General features: G+C 72.8%; 16 protein-coding genes. 12 read left to right on the top strand and 4 right to left on the bottom strand.

Annotated features, from left to right (window positions below; all coding sequences use genetic code 11):
* Positions 1–107 precede the first annotated feature (107 nt).
* From fdxA to PSD17_RS06725, 7 genes are all read left to right on the top strand, one after another.
* A complete protein-coding gene (gene fdxA / locus PSD17_RS06695; RefSeq protein ID WP_013675316.1) occupies positions 108–470 on the top strand; it encodes a ferredoxin in 363 nt (120 codons plus the stop codon).
* Positions 463–1,128, top strand: coding sequence for a helix-turn-helix transcriptional regulator (locus PSD17_RS06700; RefSeq protein WP_013675317.1), 666 nt, complete (start codon positions 463–465; stop codon positions 1,126–1,128). The genes fdxA and PSD17_RS06700 overlap by 8 nt, the downstream gene beginning before the upstream one ends.
* Positions 1,129–1,352: 224 nt before the next feature.
* Positions 1,353–2,246, top strand: coding sequence for a helix-turn-helix domain-containing protein (locus tag PSD17_RS06705; RefSeq protein WP_013675318.1), 894 nt, complete (start codon positions 1,353–1,355; stop codon positions 2,244–2,246).
* Positions 2,247–2,602: 356 nt separating this feature from the next.
* Positions 2,603–3,715, top strand: a complete 1,113-nt coding sequence (locus PSD17_RS06710; RefSeq protein ID WP_339122145.1) for an extracellular solute-binding protein — start codon at positions 2,603–2,605, stop codon at positions 3,713–3,715.
* 84 nt (positions 3,716–3,799) lie between these two features.
* Positions 3,800–5,515: an ABC transporter permease gene (locus PSD17_RS06715; RefSeq protein ID WP_339122146.1), complete on the top strand. Its 1,716-nt coding sequence runs from the start codon at positions 3,800–3,802 to the stop codon at positions 5,513–5,515.
* A 74-nt stretch (positions 5,516–5,589) separates the two neighbouring features.
* Positions 5,590–6,732 (top strand): ABC transporter ATP-binding protein, encoded by a 1,143-nt coding sequence (locus tag PSD17_RS06720; protein WP_013675321.1) that lies wholly within the window; start codon positions 5,590–5,592, stop codon positions 6,730–6,732.
* 5 nt (positions 6,733–6,737) lie between these two features.
* Positions 6,738–7,925: a CaiB/BaiF CoA transferase family protein gene (locus PSD17_RS06725; protein ID WP_158703422.1), complete on the top strand. Its 1,188-nt coding sequence runs from the start codon at positions 6,738–6,740 to the stop codon at positions 7,923–7,925.
* An 11-nt stretch (positions 7,926–7,936) separates the two neighbouring features.
* On the opposite strand, the gene PSD17_RS06730 is transcribed toward PSD17_RS06725, so the two are convergent.
* Both PSD17_RS06730 and PSD17_RS06735 read right to left on the bottom strand, forming a co-directional pair.
* Positions 7,937–9,160 carry a CaiB/BaiF CoA transferase family protein gene (locus tag PSD17_RS06730; protein ID WP_339122147.1) on the bottom strand — a complete coding sequence of 408 codons (1,224 nt, stop codon included), beginning with the start codon at positions 9,158–9,160 and terminating at the stop codon, positions 7,937–7,939.
* Positions 9,161–9,235: 75 nt separating this feature from the next.
* Positions 9,236–10,012 carry an IclR family transcriptional regulator gene (locus PSD17_RS06735; protein ID WP_013675324.1) on the bottom strand — a complete coding sequence of 259 codons (777 nt, stop codon included), beginning with the start codon at positions 10,010–10,012 and terminating at the stop codon, positions 9,236–9,238.
* A 54-nt stretch (positions 10,013–10,066) separates the two neighbouring features.
* Between PSD17_RS06735 and PSD17_RS06740 the strand changes: the two genes are divergently transcribed.
* From PSD17_RS06740 to PSD17_RS06755, 4 genes are read left to right on the top strand one after another with little or no spacing between them, the layout of a single operon-like run.
* A complete protein-coding gene (locus PSD17_RS06740; RefSeq protein ID WP_103381648.1) occupies positions 10,067–11,233 on the top strand; it encodes a thiolase C-terminal domain-containing protein in 1,167 nt (388 codons plus the stop codon).
* Complete coding sequence (locus PSD17_RS06745) at positions 11,230–11,628, top strand: Zn-ribbon domain-containing OB-fold protein (RefSeq protein ID WP_339122148.1); 399 nt, start codon at positions 11,230–11,232, stop codon at positions 11,626–11,628. Before PSD17_RS06740 ends, PSD17_RS06745 begins: the two co-directional genes overlap by 4 nt.
* Positions 11,625–12,785, top strand: coding sequence for a CaiB/BaiF CoA transferase family protein (locus tag PSD17_RS06750; RefSeq protein WP_013675327.1), 1,161 nt, complete (start codon positions 11,625–11,627; stop codon positions 12,783–12,785). The genes PSD17_RS06745 and PSD17_RS06750 overlap by 4 nt, the downstream gene beginning before the upstream one ends.
* Positions 12,782–13,561, top strand: coding sequence for a crotonase/enoyl-CoA hydratase family protein (locus PSD17_RS06755; protein ID WP_013675328.1), 780 nt, complete (start codon positions 12,782–12,784; stop codon positions 13,559–13,561). The genes PSD17_RS06750 and PSD17_RS06755 overlap by 4 nt, the downstream gene beginning before the upstream one ends.
* Positions 13,562–14,093: 532 nt before the next feature.
* Here PSD17_RS06755 and PSD17_RS06760 read toward each other — a convergent pair.
* Positions 14,094–14,975: an NmrA family NAD(P)-binding protein gene (locus PSD17_RS06760; protein WP_013675329.1), complete on the bottom strand. Its 882-nt coding sequence runs from the start codon at positions 14,973–14,975 to the stop codon at positions 14,094–14,096.
* Between the two features lie 102 nt (positions 14,976–15,077).
* Here PSD17_RS06760 and PSD17_RS06765 point away from each other — a divergent pair, with 102 nt between their 5' ends.
* Positions 15,078–15,635, top strand: coding sequence for a TetR/AcrR family transcriptional regulator (locus PSD17_RS06765; protein WP_339122149.1), 558 nt, complete (start codon positions 15,078–15,080; stop codon positions 15,633–15,635).
* A gap of 8 nt (positions 15,636–15,643) precedes the next feature.
* Here the strand turns inward: PSD17_RS06765 and PSD17_RS06770 are convergent, their stop codons facing one another.
* The gene (locus tag PSD17_RS06770; RefSeq protein WP_339122150.1) at positions 15,644–16,933 is read right to left on the bottom strand and encodes an LLM class flavin-dependent oxidoreductase; all 1,290 of its coding nucleotides are present in this window, start codon (positions 16,931–16,933) and stop codon (positions 15,644–15,646) included.
* Positions 16,934–16,936: the final 3 nt, after the last annotated feature.

Below are 16,936 nucleotides of genomic sequence, written 5' to 3' on the forward strand. Positions count from 1 at the left end.
GGTCGATGTGCGCCGGTGGCATCACCGACGAGGGCAGTCCACCAACGGGAAACTATTTTTACAAGAGTTTTTCGTGTCTAATGGGGCACGTCGCGAGGAGGAGACCTGTGACCTACGTGATCGCGCTGCCGTGTGTCGACGTCAAGGACCGGGCATGTGTCGACGAGTGCCCGGTCGACTGCATCTACGAGGGCGGACGGTCCCTCTACATCCATCCTGACGAGTGCGTCGACTGCGGGGCCTGCGAACCGGTGTGCCCTGTCGAGGCGATCTTCTACGAGGACGACCTGCCCGACCGCTGGGCTGCCCACCTCGAGGACAACGCCGCCTTCTTCACGACGGCCCTTCCCGGGCGCGCCGCCCCGCTCGGCAGCCCGGGCGGGGCCGCGAAGCTGGGGCCCCTCGCGGCCGACACCGTACTGGTGAGCGGCCTGTCCGAGCACCCGGCGGAGGCCGCGGCCGATGAGTGAGCGCCGCGAGCAGATCCTGGAGATCGTGCAGCAGGCCCTCGAACCGGTCGAGGTGGGCGAGGTCGCGCGCGCGGCCGGCATCCACCCGAACACGGCACGGTTCCACCTCGACGCGCTGGTCGCCGACGGTGTGCTCGACTGCGCGACGGGTGCTCCCGCCGGGCGCGGCCGCCCGCGCCACACCTACCGGGCCCGGCCCGGACAGGCCCGCGGCACCGCCCGCCGCTACCAGTTGCTCGCGGAGATCCTGCTGAGCCACCTCGAGCTCCGCGGTGAGGATGCGGCCGACGAGGCGACGACCGCGGGCCGTGCCTGGGGCGCCTACCTGGCTCCCCGGCCGGCTCCGGCGCGGGCGGTTCGCCCGGACGCAGCCCTGACGCAGCTCCTCACGATGCTCGGCGACCTCGACTTCGCCCCGGAACCGGTCCACACCCGACCCGACGGCGTGGACGCGGCCGACTGGCCGGACGTCGTGCGGCTGCGGCACTGTCCGTTCCTCGAGCTCGCCGTTCCGCAGCGTGATCTGGTCTGCCGGGTACATCTGGGCCTGATGCAGGGCGCGCTCGCGGAGCTGAAGGCTCCGGTCTCGGTCACGAGCCTGGTGCCCTTCGAGGAACCCGGCGCCTGCCTGGCTCATCTCGCTCCGCCCGGGAGGTAGCGCCCGCCGCACCCGATCTCCGGTGTCTCTGCGGTCGGGATCGGCGAACCGGGACACGACCGGGCCCGTTCGCTCGTGGGTCCCGGTCCGGCGGCCCCGTCGCTCGCGCCGCACGACCACCACGTCCTCGAGGACGACCCGGACGCCCGGCGTCGGGGGTACCGACGGCGCCGCTGCGGATCGGGCTTGACCTTCCACCCACTGGAAGGTTCAGGCTTCCCGTCATGACCGGCCTGACCATCGGGGAGCTCGCGCGCCGCTCGGGCGTGTCCGCCCGCACGATCCGCTTCTGGTCCGACGAGGGCGTGCTGCCCGAGACGGACCGCTCGGCAGCCGGCTACCGGCGCTACGACGCGTCCGCGGTGGCCAGGCTGGACCTGGTCCGCACGTTGCGCGAGCTCGGCCTGGGCCTCGATGCCGTGCGTGCGGTGCTCGACCGCACCCGCGGCGTCGACGAGGTCGCCGCCGCCCACGTCCGCGCGATCGACGACCGCATCCGCGCGTTACGGACCCAGCGTGCGATCTGCACGCTGCTCGCGCGCGGCGACCACACAGAGAGGGAGATGGCACTGATGAACGACCTGGCCACACTGTCCGCCGCGCAGCGGCAGCAGCTGATCGACGAGTTCGTGGACGCGACCTTCGCCGGCACGGATCCCGACGCGCCCGGATCGGGCATCGCGACCGCCATGCGCAGTCTGCCCGCCGAGCTGCCCGACGATCCGACGACCGAGCAGGTCGAGGCCTGGGTGCAGCTGGCCGAGCTCGTCGGCGACGAGTCCTTCCGTGCCCGGGTGCGCGAGATGGCCGTCGTCGGCTCGTCGCAGACCGTGCCCGAGGACCCCGGGCCGGACGCGGCACTGGTGGTGGAGCACTGCGGCGCGGCGCTCGCCGCGGGCGTGGTGGCGGGCAGTGCGGCGGCCGAGGAGGTACTCGCCCGCGTCGGCGCGGGCGGGCTCGACCGGGCCGGGCGCCTCGCGCTCGCGGGCCGGCTCGAGACGTTCACCGACCGTCGGGTCGAGCGCTACTGGGTGCTGCTCGGTGTGCTCAACGGGTGGCCCGCCCGGCAGCCTGCCGCACCGGCGTTCGAGTGGCTCGCGGCCGCCCTGCGCGGCTGACAGCCAGGGCGCCCCGCTCTGCGCGACGCGGCCGGGCCGGGTCGCGGCGAGCCCGTCGTGGAACGCCGGCCGCGCAGGCCGCAGCGCGAACGGCACCTGCAGCAACCGCTGTGGGCGCTACCGGCCGCGTCCAGTTCGGATCCAATATTGACGGAAAAGTATCCGCTCGATACGATTCTGGCTACGTTGCAGGGACAAGTGTAACCAGCGAAGCGTCAGTGTCCCAGCCGGTCAGCACGCCCCACCTCAACGGACGAGTTGCTGCACGCTGTCCGGTTCTCCCGTACCGATCATCGGTGCGAATCCGGTCGCCGGCAGCCGCCGTCCGTGCCCCGAAGATGAGGAGAAAGACGGCAATGAGGCTCTCTCCCCGAAAGCGCGGGTCCGCCGTCCTGGCGGCCCTCGCCACAGGAGTACTGCTGCTGGCCGCCGCCTGCGGGTCCGGCGGTGGCCAGGCCGAGACGGCCGGATCCGCGATCGGCCCGAACGAGGGCGGCGGACCGGCATGGCAGTCCGTGGTCGACGCCGCCCGTCAGGAGGGCCAGGTCGTCCTCTACAGCAACTCCGACGGCGTCAACCCTGCGTTCGAGGCCGCGTGGGCGAAGGCCTACCCCGACATCAAGCTCGTCGTCTCCAAGTACACCTCCGGCGAGCTCACGACCAAGCTCGACGCCGAGAAGGGGGGTGGCGTGGTCGGTGCGGACGTCATCACCGTCTCCACCAAGCCCTGGCTCGAGGCGAACCGCGGGGCGCTGGTCGCCTCCACCGGTCCGGCCCTGGAGAAGTACTGGAAGGGCAGCGAGCACGTCTACGCCGACGGCGCGTACGTCCTGGTCGCCGCGACCCCGCTGGGTGCCGGGATCAACACCGAACAGCTCGCGAAGCTCGGCAACCCCTCGGTGACGACCTACAAGGACCTGCTCCAGCCGCAGCTCAAGGGAGCGCTGGGGATCGTCCCGGGCACCGGTTCGCCCGCCGCCGAGCAGTGGTGGTACTTCGCCGCCAAGGAGATGGGCGGGGACGGCGCGGTCGCTCAGCTCGCCGGTCTCGAGCCCCGGCTCTACACCACGCCCTCCACGATCGCCACCGACATCGCCTCCGGCGAGGTCGCCGTCGGTGCCTACAGCATCAAGGGCACGATCGAGGCGCTCGCGGCCAAGGGTGCGCCGGTCAAGTTCGTGACCCTCGACCCCGTCATCTCGACGCCGGTGACCGCGGCCGTGGTCGGCTGGGCCAAGCACCCGAACGCCGCCCAGGTGTTCCAGAACTGGCTGCTCTCGCCCGCCGGCCAGATCGCGCTCAACGGCAGCGGCTCGCTGCTCACCCCCCTCGCCCTCGCCGACCTGGGCACCGTCCCGGCGACGATGCGCTCCATCCCGGACGGCGCGACGGTCGTCGACGGGGTGCTGAGCCCCGAGCAGAAGACCTGGGTGACCGACCTCTGGAACGCGAAGATGCGGCTCGGCTGAGCGGACCCGGCGGGCCGCGGACGGACGCGTCCGCGCGCGGCCCGCCGGTCCGCGTCCGTGCAACCGCGAGTGAGGACTCCAGACGTGACGCTGACGCAGGAACGGAACGCCGCGACGGGGCCGGCGCAGACGCCGGCCGGGTCCCGGGCGAAACCCGCAGGCCGACGATGGGCGCTGCTCGCGCTCCTCATGGCCGCGTTGATCCTCTGGCCCCTGATCAAGCTCGAGGCACGGGTCGCCGAGGACCTGTCCGGGGCGGTGGACCGGCTGCTCGGCTACCGCGATCTCGGGCGCGTCTACCTGAACACGGTGATCATCGCGGTCGGCTCGACGATCGTCGCGGTGGTGGCCGGGACCGGTCTCGCGTGGTGCATCACGCGGGTGCCGCCGCGGTGGTACAAGGTGATGTCGGTACTGCCGGTCGTGCCACTGCTGATGCCCTCGGTCGCGAGCGTCCAGGGCTGGTCCTACCTGCTGTCGCCGCGAACCGGGATCATCAACCAGTACCTGCGGGAGTGGGGCGTCGGCTCGGGGGACAGCGGGCCGCTGGACGTGTACTCCATGACCGGCATCATCCTGATGGCCGGGACGATCCTGACCTCGTTCGTGTTCATGTTCGTCAGCGCGAGCCTGCGGCAGCGCGGTGCCGAGCTCGAGGCCGCGGCCGCGGCATGCGGCGCGTCCCCGTGGCGGACGTTCCGCACGGTCACCCTCCCGATGATGCGGCCCGCGCTCGTGTACTCCACCGCGATCGTGCTGTTGCTGGCGCTCGGGCAGTTCACCGTCCCGCTTCTGCTGGGCACCCCGGACCGCATCGACGTCGTCAGCACGGCCGTCTACAAGGTCTCCGCCGACTACCCGGTCGACTACGCCCTCGGCGGAGCGCTCGCGTTCCCGCTGCTCGTCATCGGGCTGGGCGTGATCCTGATCCAACGCCGCGCGCTGCGTGACGAACGGCGCTACGTGTCCGTCTCGGCCCGCACCCGCCAGGTCGGGCTGAAGACCTCGGGCTGGGCCCTCGTCCCGATCGTCACCTATCTCGTCGTCGCGGTCGTCCTGCCGCTCGTCGCGCTCGTCTCCGTCTCCCTGTCGCCGTTCTGGTCGGGCCGGATCACCCCGTCGACGTTCACACTGGACAACTGGGCGGCGGTGTGGGGCAACCAGAACACGGTCGACGCGATTACGACGACGCTCACCGCGCTGCTGCTGACGCTGGTGGCGGTCCTGCCGCTGAGCTACCTCGTCTCGGTCGCGCTGCTGCGGCGCACCCGGGTGCCCGGCGTGATCCGGCTGCCCATCGACGTCCTCGCCAGCATCGCGCTCTGCATGCCGGTGTCCCTGCTCGGCTTCGCGTTCCTCTTCACCTACTCCGAGCCGCCGTTCACCCTGTACGGCACCACCGCGATGGTCGTCGTCGCCTACGTGACCCTGACGATCCCCTTCGCGATCCGGCCGCAGCTCTCCGCCCTCACGGCGATCGGGCCCGAGTACTCCGAGGCCTCGCGGGTCTCCGGGGCCGGCTCGCTGAGCACGGCATGGCGCATCACCTTCCCGCTGATCCGCAGCGGGCTGGGAGTGTCCGCCGCGCTGATCACGATCATCGTCGCGCACGAGTTCACCGTGTCCCTCATGGTGACCTCCCCGACGCGGCGGGTCATCGGCTCGCTGCTCTACGACGAGACCGTCAGTGGCACAGCGCCGAACGTGGCGGTCCTGTCACTGCTCATGCTCGCGGTGACGCTGATCGGCATCGGCATCTCATGGCTCATCGCCGGCGGCAACACCGTCGACAAGATCTGAACCCCTGTGAGTGGCGATGGTCGCCAGGCGACTGTCCCCACTCACAGGGGTCCCTCACACTCCTGGAGCACCGAGTGAGCGAAGTACGGATCGACGGGCTGATGAAGACGTTCGGCTCCGCCGGGGTGCGGGCCGTGGACGACCTGAGTCTCACCGTCGCGGAGGGTCAGCTGGTGGTGTTGCTCGGGCCGAGCGGCTGCGGCAAGACCACCCTCCTGCGCTGCGTGGCCGGTCTGGAGACACCGGACGGCGGCACGATCGAGATCGGCGGCCGGCTGATGTTCGGGCGCGACGGGCGCATCCAGGTGCCCACCCACAAGCGGGACATCGGCATGGTCTTCCAGAACTACGCGCTCTGGCCGCACATGACCGTCGAGCAGAACGTCGCCTACCCGTTGCGGGTCCGGGGCATCGCGCGCCAGGAGCGCAGCCGGCAGGCACGTGAGGCGCTCGCGCTGGTCGAGTGCGAGATGCTGGCCGAACGTCTCCCGTCCGCGATCAGCGGCGGGCAGCAGCAGCGCGTCGCGCTCGCCCGCGCGCTCGTGGCCCGCCCGGGGCTCATGCTGTTCGACGAGCCACTGTCCAACCTCGACTACCGCCTGCGCGCGCAGCTGCGCCACCAGCTGCGCGACCTGCACCGCACGCTCGGGTTCACCGGGCTCTACGTCACCCACGACCAGACCGAGGCCATGCAGCTGGGCACCGTCGTCGCCGTCCTCAAGGAGGGCAAGGTGGAGCAGCTGGCCGATCCGGCGAGCCTGTTCTCCCGGCCCGCGAGCGCCTACGTCGCCCGGTTCCTCGGCATCGGCAACCGGCTGGAACTGGTCCGGGACCCGGATGCGCGCTGGGTGGTCGGCGGCGGCGACGTCCGCCTCGACCTGCCCGCCGCCGGTGAGCTGCCGGGCACCCGGTTCGATCTCTACCTGCGTGCGACCGAGGTGGGCCTCGCCGCACCCGGTGCCGGCCCCGCGGATCCCGACGTCGGACGGCTCCCGGGCGTCGTCACCGACGTCGTGTACAGCGGGGACAGCAGCGACTGGATCGTGCAGGTCGGGGACAGCCGGATCGTTGCCTCCGGCAAGGCACGCGCCTGGCCGTTCGGTCCCGAGGACCGGGTCGAGGTCGTGTTCCGGCACTCGTCGGCCCTGCTCTACGAGCAGGACGAGGCGGGGCGGCTGGTGGAGTCGTACGGCGTCCGCACGTCGCTGGTGCCCTGACCGTGGTGGCAGGTCCGCTCGCCGGTGTCCGGGTGCTCGACTTCTCCTGGATCGGTGTCGGCTGCATCACCACGTGGCTGCTCGCCGAGCTGGGGGCCGAGGTCTGGAAGGTCGAGCCGGTGGACGGCAGCGACAACGCCCGGACCATGGAGCCGCTGGTGCGCGGGGTCGGCGTCAACCACCTCGTGTTCGACCGTGGCAAGAAGAGCTTCCCGGTGGACGTCCGTCGGCCGGAGGGCCGGGAGGCCTACCTCGCCGTGGCCTCCGTGGTGGACGTCGTGGTCGAGGGCATGCGACCCGGGGTGGCCGATCGGCTCGGCGTGGGCGCCGAGGCACTGCGTGAGCGCAATCCCGCACTGAGCTACGTCACGCTGCCCGGCTACGGCTCGGGCGGGCCGTTGTCCGCCACCGCCGGCCACGATCTGAACTACGCCGCGATGGCCGGGGTGCTGTCGATGGCTCGCCAGGATCGACCGGCCCCGGCGCCGGTGCAGGTCGCGGACTGGGTGGCGGCGAGCCTGGCCGCGCTCGCCGCGGTGAGCGGGGTGCACCAGGCGGGCCGGACGCGGACGGGGCTCGTCGCCGAGTCCTCGCTGTTCGACGGCGCGATGTTCGCGCTGGTCGTCGCCCAGGCGCAGGCCCTCATGCTCGGCCTCGACGTCGGCCCCCGGACCAGCATGCTCAACGGCGAGCTCGCCTGCTACGCCGTGTACACCTGCGCCGACGGTGAGCTGCTCGCGGTGGCCGCGCTCGAGGAGCGCTTCTGGCGGCGGTTCTGCGCGCTCACCGGGATCGACGACGAGGGCGCGCAGTACGACCGCTCCCGTCAGGACCGGTTGCGCGGCGTCGTCGCCGGTGTGCTCGCGACCCGGCCGCGGGCGGAGTGGCTCGCACTCTTCGCGGACCAGGACGTCTGCGTGTCACCGGTACTCACCGTGGCACAGGGCCTGCAGCTGCCGCATGTGCGGGAGCGTGCGGGGGTGGTGCCGATGCGGCACCCGGACGGCTCGGTCGTGGACGCCCCTGCGGCACCCTTGCGCGTCGGGCCGCCCGGCGCCGCGCGGCCCACCGCCGCAGCCGTCGCGCGCACACCTGCGCTGGGCGAGGGCGCCCGCGAGCTGCTCGGCCTCAGCGGCCGTTCGTCCGCCGAGATCGACCGGCTGCACGGGGCGGGTGTGGTGTTCGCCCCGTGAGCCCCGGCCGCCTACTCGGCGGTGGCGGTCGCGGGCGCGAAGGAGGTGACGACCCCGGCCGCCAGCAGCTCGTCGACCTCCGCCGGGGAGAACCCGTACTCGGCGAGCACGTCCGCGGTGTCGGCACCGGCCAGCGGCGACACCGATCGCCGGGAGCCGTCGCGGATCGGGAGCGGGCCGGGGAGGCCCGGGATCGGCACGGGACGGTCGATGCCCGGCTGGGTCAGGTGCTCGAAGAGCCCGAGCTGCTCCACGTGCGGCTCCCGCAGGAAGCCCACCGAGTCGTTGACCGGCGCGCACATGATCCGGTGGGCGTTGAACCGTTCCACCCAGTCCGCGGTGGACCCCGCGAGCAGCAGCTCGGCCACCAGGGCACGCAGCTCCGCCGACGCGCCGGTGTGCGGCTCGGGGGCCCGCAGGGCCCCGTAGGGGCGGAAGCGGTCGGCCAGCAGGCGCTCGTCGTCCCCGAGGACGGCGCGCACGCGTGCCCACTCGGTCTCGTTCATGGCCGCGAGGAAGATCTCGCCGTCGGCCGTGCGGTAGTTGCCGTAGATCGTCGGCTGGGGAGCGAGCCGCCCGTCGTGGAGCAGCCGTTCGTGCAGCGCGTGCAGGTCCAGCCAGGCCGCGGCCTGCAGCAGGTGCAGGTCGAGGTAGGTGCCCTTGCCGTGGACCCGCTTGCCGTACAACGCCGCCGAGAGGGCCGAGAAGGTGAACAGCGCCGCAGTCAGGTCCACCGGGATTGTGATCAGTCGGTGCGGGCCGTCGAGGAAGGTCCCGTGCTCGGTCATGAGTCCGGAGTAGGCCTGCAGGACGGGATCCATCGCGGGCCGGTGGGCGTGCGGGCCGGACTGGCCGAAACCGGAGACGGAGGCGTAGACGATCTCCGGGTTCAGCGCCGTGACGTCCTCGTAGGAGAAGCCGAGCCGGCCGACGACCCCTGGACGGAAGGACTCGACGAACACCGAGGCGCCGGTGACGAGCCGGCGCAGGACCTCCGCGCCGCGCGTCGACTTGAGGTCGACGCAGATGCTGCGCTTGCCCATGTTGCCCGAGACCGTGACCCCGGTGTTGCCGCCCGGAACCTGCGCGGGGGCACGCAGCCAGTCCCCGCCCGGCGGTTCCACCTTGATGACGGTGGCGCCGTACTGGGCGAGCATCATCGTGGCGAGGGGGCCGGCGATGCCCTGGCTCAGATCGACGACCACCAGCTCGGCGAACGGCAGGTCTTGAGGCATGTGGTCTCCCGGAGGTCGCGGTGTACTCCAGGCTACACGATGGGATCCGATATCGTAATTATTGGATTCAGAACGTCAGATGTGAGCGTTGAGCCGAGTGGCCACGTCGGTCATCACCGTGTGCACGGCCTGCTCGGCGGGGCCGTCCACGGACTGCGAGAAGCCGAGGGCGACCACCACGCCCTCCAGCTGTCCCCGCGGGTCCAGGGCGGCGCATGAGGAGGTGAACACGCCGGGGATGTACTCGTCCCGGGTCACCAGCACGCTGCGTGACCCGAGGGCGGCGCAGTCGCGCAGGTAGGCCTCCCGGTCCGTGGGGGTGCGGTCGGTCACCGCCGGCAGGGCGGCCGGGACCAGCGCCTCCCGCTCCGCCGGTGTGCTGAAGGCGACCCACCACCGGCCGAAGGAGACCTCGAACATCGGGAACCGGTTGCCGACGGAGATGTGCACCGTGCTCGGCCCGGCGCCGTGCTGCTCGGCCACGTACATCAGCCGGTCCGCCGACACCCGCTGGACGAGCGCCGCGGTCAGGCCGGTCCGCTCGCTGATCTCGGTCAGGAACGGGCGCGTTCTGGTGAAGGAGTCCAGACCCTCGGCGGCGCGTGACCCGAGGACGGCGGTGAAGAACCCGAGCTGGTAACGGCGCGTCTCCGCGTCGTGGTGGACGAGCGAGTGCGCCTGCAACGTCCGCAGGATCCGCAGCACCGTGCTCTTCGGCAGCTCCAGCGCGGCTGCGATCTCGGACAGTGTGCTGGTCCGGGTGCGGTAGCGGCTGAGCAGCTCGAGGATTCGCGCGGCCGAGTCGACGGCGGGCGAGCCTTGACGCCCGTCCGGAGACGTTTCTACAGTCACGTTGCAAATTTAGCACTGTGTTCCAAATATGAAACAGAACGGAAGGGCTCCCGGATGGACGCCGCGATCGTCGGCCTCGGGATCACCGACGTCGGCCGGGTCTACGGCCGCAGTGCCCCCGACTTCGCCGCGGACGCGGTGCGGCGCGCGGTCGCGGACGCCGGGCTCACCCTCGCCGACGTTGACGGGCTGCTGGTCAGCTCGGGCACGACCCGAGACGTCGACGTCTCCCTGCAGCGCAGGCTCGGCCTGCGCGACCTGCGTCTGCTCAGTGAGATGCAGGCCTTCGGCGCCACCGCCGGGGCGATGCTCGGCCATGCCGCCGCGGCCGTGACGTGCGGCCTCGCCGACGTCGTGGCCTGTGTCTTCGCCGATGCCCCGCTCCGCGCGGGGGAGTCGGCCGGGGCCGCCTACGCCGGTCGTCGCCGGTACGCGCTGAGCGGCGCCGCCGCGCTGCGCACGGTCGCGGGCGGGAACCCGACGGTCCAGTACGCGCTGGCCGCCCGTCGGCACATGCAGGCCTACGGCACCACGAGCGAACAGCTGGGCGCAGTCGCCGTCGCGCAGCGGAGGTGGGCCGCGCTCAACCCCCTTGCGCAGCAGCGCGAGCCGCTCACCCTCGAACAGCACCAGGCCTCGCGGTGGATCGCCGAACCGCTGCACCTGCTCGACTGCTGCCTGGTGTCCAACGGTGGCGCCGCGGTCGTCGTCACCCGGGCGGATCGGGCGGCCGACCTCGCTCAGCCACCCGTGCACGTCCTCGGCCTCGCGCAGGGACACCCGGGGCAGCCGGCCACGCGCGGGTCCGGCTTCGGCCTGACGACGGGCGCCGCGACCGCCGGCCCGGAGGCACTGCGCAGGGCGGGGCTGCGGGTGGCCGACGTCGACCTGCTCGAGCTCTACGACTGCTACACCTACACCGTCGTCGTCACGTTGGAGGACTACGGTTTCTGCGCCAAGGGCGAGGGCGGGCCCTTCGTCGCCGCCGGCCACACCGCTCCCGGTGGCCCGCTGCCCGTGAACACCGGCGGCGGCCAGCTCTCCGGCTACTACCTCTGGGGCATGACACCGCTCACCGAGGCCGTGATCCAGGCCCGCGGCCACGCGGGCGAACGCCAGGTTTCCCGTCGCGACGTGATCATGGTCAGCGGCAACGGCGGCATCCTCGACCACCACTCGACCGTGATCCTGTCCCCGCACCCCCGGGAGGAGCGACGATGACCGTCCCCGGACCCGCCATCGAGGCCGACTCCGCGACCGCGCCCTTCTTCGCCGCCGCCGCCCGGGACCGGCTGCTGCTCCCGCGCTGCGTCTCCTGCGGCACCTGGCACCCACCGGAGGTCGCGACCTGTTGCGGCCCACTGGAATGGGTCCCCGCCGCGGGCCGCGGCGTCCTCGTGTCCTGGGCCGTCGTGCACGCCGCGCCACATCCGGCCTTCGCCGACTCGCTGCCGTTCCGCACCGCACTCGTCGAGCTGGCCGAGGGCCCGTGGCTGCAGGTCAGGCTCACCGGGGCGGAACCGGTGACCCCCGTGGCCGGATCGCCCGTCCGGATCACCTTCGCGCACCCGGCCGAGGGTGCGTCGTACCCCGTCGGCACCCTGGAGGGACCGTGACCGACCGCCGCCCGATGTCCGGGATGCGGGTCCTCGACCTGACGTCCAACGTCGCGGGCCCGCTCGCCGGGCAGGTGCTCGTCGACCTCGGCGCCGAGGTCGTCAAGATCGAACCGCCCGGCGGTGAGGCCGGCCGCAACATCCGTTCCACGATCCCGGGCCAGGAGGAGCTGCGGCCGTACTTCCTGCCCCATCACCGCGGCAAGAAGTCCGTGGTCCTCGACCTGCGCAACGCCGACGACGTCACGCGGCTGCTGGCACTGGCCGATACCGCGGACGTGTTCGTGCAGGGCTTCCGTCCCGGCGTCCTCGACCGGCTCGGGCTGGGCGCGGACGTGCTGCGCCGGCGCAACCCCCGGCTCGTCCACGCCTCGTTGTGCGCCTTCTCCGGCGACGGCGAGCAGCACCGGCGACCGGGCATCGACGCCCTCATCCAGGCCGAGTCCGGCCTGCTCACCGGCCTGACCGGGGCTGACGGCAGGCCCCTGTTGCCGGCGCCCACCGTCGTCGACGCCGCCGCCGGGCACGTACTGGCGCAGGCGATCCTGGCCGCGCTGTTGGCCCGCGAGCGGCATGGAGAAGGCGACGTCGTCGAGGTCGCCCTCTACGACGTCGCGGTGAGCCTGCAGGCTCCGCACATCACGCGCCAGCTGCACACCGCGCCGGAACACGCCCACCTGACGGAGACCGGGCGGGCGTCGCTGGCCGTCGCCCCGTCCGGTCCGTTCCGCGCCGCGGACGGGTGGCTGATGCTCTTCGCCTACGTGCCCAGGCACTGGACGCTGCTCACCGAGGCCCTCGGTCGCCCCGACCTGCGCACCGACCCCCGGTTCGTCGACCAGGTCGAACGGGCGCGCCACCCGGTCGAGCTGGCCGCCGCGCTGGAGGACGCACTGGCCGGGCACACCGTGGCCGAGTGGGTGCAGGTCCTCACCGCTGCGGGGGTGATGGCCTCGCCGGTCCGTACGTGGAGGTCCGTGATCCGGTCGGCGGCGTTCACCGAGGCGGCCCTGGCGGTCACGGTGGGGGAGGGGGCCCGCACCGAGCTCGCGGTCCGGACCCCCGCCCGGTACCGCGGCTTCGTCCCCGCCGGCACCACCCCGACGCCGCGGCTCGGCGAGCACACCGACGCGGTACTGGGAGGGGTCCGGGCATGAGCGGCTCGTCGACGTCGGAGGACGCGGTGCTGGTCGAGGCCGCCGACGGCGTGCTGGTGGTGACGATCAACCGGCCGCGGGTCCGCAACGCCGTGAACCGCGCCGTGGCCGAGGGGGTGGCCGCAGCGATGGACCGGCTCGACGCCGATCCGCAGCTGCGCGCCGGGATCCTCACGGGCGCGGGCGGCTTCTTCTGCGCCGGGATGGATCTCAAGGCGTTCGGCACCGGCGAGCGGCCCAGCGTCGAGGGTCGCGGCTTCGCCGGGCTGGTGGAACGACCGCCGACGACGCCGCTGATCGCCGCCGTCGAGGGCCCCGCGCTGGGTGGCGGCATGGAGATCGTGCTGGCCTGCGACCTCGTGGTCGCGGCTCGGTCCGCGGTCTTCGGGCTGCCGGAGGTGAAGCGGGGACTCATCGCGGCGGGCGGCGGACTGCTGCGGCTGTCCGGCCGGGTCCCGCACCATCGGGCGATGGAGATCGCGCTGCTCGGCGACCGGTTCTCCGCCGTCGACGCGCACGGCTTCGGGATGGTGAACCGCCTCGTCGCCGAGGGGGAGGCCCTGGCGACCGCGCGCGATCTGGCGGCCCGGATCGCCGCGAACGGGCCGCTCGCGGTCGCCGCGACGAAACAGGTGCTGGCGGCAGGGTGGTCGGCCGACGCCGCGGGGTTCGCGCGGCAGGCGGACCTCGCCATGAGTGTGCGCACCTCCGCGGACGCCGCCGAGGGGGCCCGCGCCTTCCTGGAGAAGCGGTCTCCGAGATGGACGGGCCGCTGAGCGCGCCGTGCCCGAACGACGTGTCGCCGTACCGCGGGGCGGACCGGGGACACGGCGTCGCCGGGCGGTCCTCGACCTCGGGGACCTCGCCCGGGAACAGGTCGGCGTCTCGTCTCGGGCCCGCCGACCAAATTCGTGGGCGGTCGAGTTCGTCGGTGCACCTCCGTGCCCTCGGCCCGGGTACCGGACCTGGTTCGGCCGGGCCGGACGAGACGGCGACCGCGATCCGCGGACGGTCGCGGTCGTCGTCGGCCCCGACCCCGACCGGTACCGGTGGACGCCGGGGCGGCGATCGGTGCCCCGCGCCGTCGGGCCGGGTGTCCGGGTGGTCGGGATGCCGGTGCGGGCGTCGATGAGCACCCCGGTGCGGGGGACGGTCCCGCACCCGGCGGACCGCTCGGGTGCCGGCGACGCGGTCGTGTTCGTCGATCCCTCGTGTTCGGCTGTCTCGAACCGGGTGTGACGTCTCGGCGGCGGTCCGCGAGCCGGCCGCCGTGCTCCCGAGCCGACGTGTCCGTCCGCGGGAACCGGCTCAGGCGACGCGGTGCGCCCACTCCTCCAGGGATGTCGGCTCCAGGCCGAACACACGCTGGTACTCCGGGAACGCCGGCGCGGGGTGGGCACTCAGGTAGCCCTGCGACTGCTGGAAGACCTCGGCGAGTCCGTCCGCGATCGCCGCGTCGCGGCTCTCCGGCAGCGTCAGCGGCCGCTTCCACACCCGGGACAGGGTCGCGGCGGCCTCGCGCAGGCTGATCCGCTCGCTCGCCAGCTCCAGCTCGACGGCGTCGAACCGGTCCGGGTCGGCGAACGCGGCGGCCGCCGCCGCTCCGATGTCGGAGACCGCGACGAAGGCCTGCGGGACGTCCACGTCGTAGCCGACGAGGAGCTTCTCGCTCGATCCCGGCGCGTAGAAGTACGACGGCGCCAGGAAGTTCTCCAGGAAGGCCGACGGGCGCAGGATCGTGGTCGAGGCGGCGCCCGCCTCGCGCAGCGCGTCCTCGGTGAGGGCCTTGACCCGGAACGCGTGTCGGACGAACGGGCCCCAGCGCTCCTCGTCGATGAGGCGGGTGGCCCCTGAGGCCGAGGTGTGGACGATCTGCGGGACGTCCGCCGCCGCGGCGGCCGCGGCGAGGGCCCGGGCGCGGACGATCTCGGTGTCCCCGGCCAGATCGGTGAAGTCCGGGTTCTGGATCGAGAACAGGCCGCGGGCACCGTCGAGGGCGGGCTTCAGCGACTCCGGCTCGTCCAGGTCGCCGCGGACCAGCTCGACGCCGAGGTCGGTCAGCGCCCGGGCGCGGGGGCTGTCCGGGTCGCGGACGAGGGCGTGGACCGGCGTCCCGGCCGCGACGAGGGCTCGTGCCACGGCGCCGCCCTGCTGCCCCGTCGCGCCCGTGACCAGTACGAATTCACTCATGAGTGGGCTCCTGTGCTCGATCATCATAAATGGGGTACCACCCCGTTTATGCTTGGGGCTACGATATCGAGGGCCACCCCGCTTGTCGAGGAGAGGAGCGCCGTGCCTGCGACGAAGACCCTGCGCGCGGACGGCCGCCGCAACCGCGAGCGGCTGATCGCGGCCGCCGCCGAGCTGATCCGTCGGGACGGCGCCCAGGCGTCGCTCGAGGAGATCGCCCGCAGCGCGGGTCTCGGCTCGGCGACCCTGCACCGGCACTTCCCCTCCCGGCACCTGCTGCTGGAGGCGGTGTACCGGGAGGGCGTCGAGCAGCTGTGCGGCCACGCCGCGGCTCAGCCGGGGGTGGACCCGGCCGCCGAGCTCGACGTCTGGATCGAGGAGACCACGGCCTACATCGCGGACAACCGCGGCCTCGGGATCGCCCTCGCCGGCCCCGACGGGGACGGGCTCTCGGCGGACGACGTCTGTGTGACGGACCGGCTGATCGACGAGCTTCAGGTCCTGGTGGACCGCGCCGCCGAGGCAGGAGTCGTGCGGCCCGGGGTGACCGGGCAGGACCTGATGACCCTGATGAACGCGATCGGGACGGCGACCGAGAAGGACTCCGCCACCGCGCGACGCCTGGTGCGCCTCGCGCTGGCGGGCATCCACCCCTGCTGAGGGCGCGCTCAGGAGTCGAGGCGCCGTGCCACGGCCGCCATCCGCGCGAGCTCGACCAGGATGTCGCGGACGTGGGGTGGATGGGCATCGGGATCCTCCAGCGGCGGCCGGCTCAACCCGTACGCGTCGACGAGCGGGACCGCTCCCGGCGTCGTCCGCTCCCGCCGGGCCAGGGCCGCGTCGACGTAGGGGGCCAGCTCCGCGTCCCGCCGCGCCCGGATCGCCGCGTGCTCGGCGGCGAACGCGGGCATGACCTCCGCGGCGAACAACTCCAGCGACTCCCGGACCTGGTCGTAGGGCAGCCGCCCGAACTGGTGGAGCAGGATCGTCTGGTCGATCCCGGCCTCCTGGTACTCGCGCAACCGCTCGGTGAGCTCGGCGGGGGAGCCGATGGCGTGGCCGCCGCGGTGCGGGATCGACCCGCCCAGCTCCTCGCGGACGACCTCCGATCGCTCCCACACGTTCGTCACGCCGGGTCGATGCCGGCCGAACACGTGGTAATGGCGCACCGCATAGGTGAAGAAGCTCCCGGCCCGCTCACCCCTGGTGCGCGCGACCTCGGGATCGAGATGGCAGTGGAAGGGCACCATCGTGGCGACCCGCGGGTTCACCGTGTGCCCGATCGGCACGCAGTCGCGCTTGAACGTCTCGATGTAGTCCTCGACGACAGCCTTCGCCTCGGCCGCGTCGAAGAACGAGTGGGCCAACGCACCGATCCCCAGCCGGGCGGCGAGCCGGACCGTCTCGTCGTCCGAGCAGGCGATCCAGAGCGGCGGATGCGGCCGTTGCACGGGTTTCGGCACGACGTTGCGGGCCGGCATGGAGAAGTGCGTGCCGGCGTGGCCGGGATAGGGCTCGCGGGCCATCATCTCCGTGACCTGACCCAGGGCCTCCAGCGACATCTCGTGGCGCAGCAACGGGTCGACGCCGAAGCCCTCCAGCTCGACCCGGGTCTTGGAGTGCCCGATCCCGAACTCGACACGCCCGCGGGTGAGCAGGTCGAGGGTGGAGATCCGCTCGGCGACCCGCGCCGGTTCGTTGTACCCCGGGGGCATCAGGACGACGGCGTGGCCCAACCGGATCGTGCGGGTCCGCTGGCCGGCGGCGGCCAGGAACAGCTCGGGCGCCGACGAGTGCGAATACTCCTCGAGGAAGTGCTGCTCGGGGGCCCAGGCGTAGCCGTACCCGAGGCGGTCGGCCAGCTCGACCTGGTCGAGGCTCTCCTGGAACAGGTCCAGCTCGGCGTCGCGCCCCCAGGGGCGGGGGAGCTGCTGGGCGAAGTAGAGCCCGAACTCCACAGT

Source organism: Pseudonocardia sp. D17 (assembly GCF_036984265.1).
In the GTDB taxonomy this organism is placed as follows: Bacteria; Actinomycetota; Actinomycetes; order Mycobacteriales; family Pseudonocardiaceae; genus Pseudonocardia; species Pseudonocardia benzenivorans.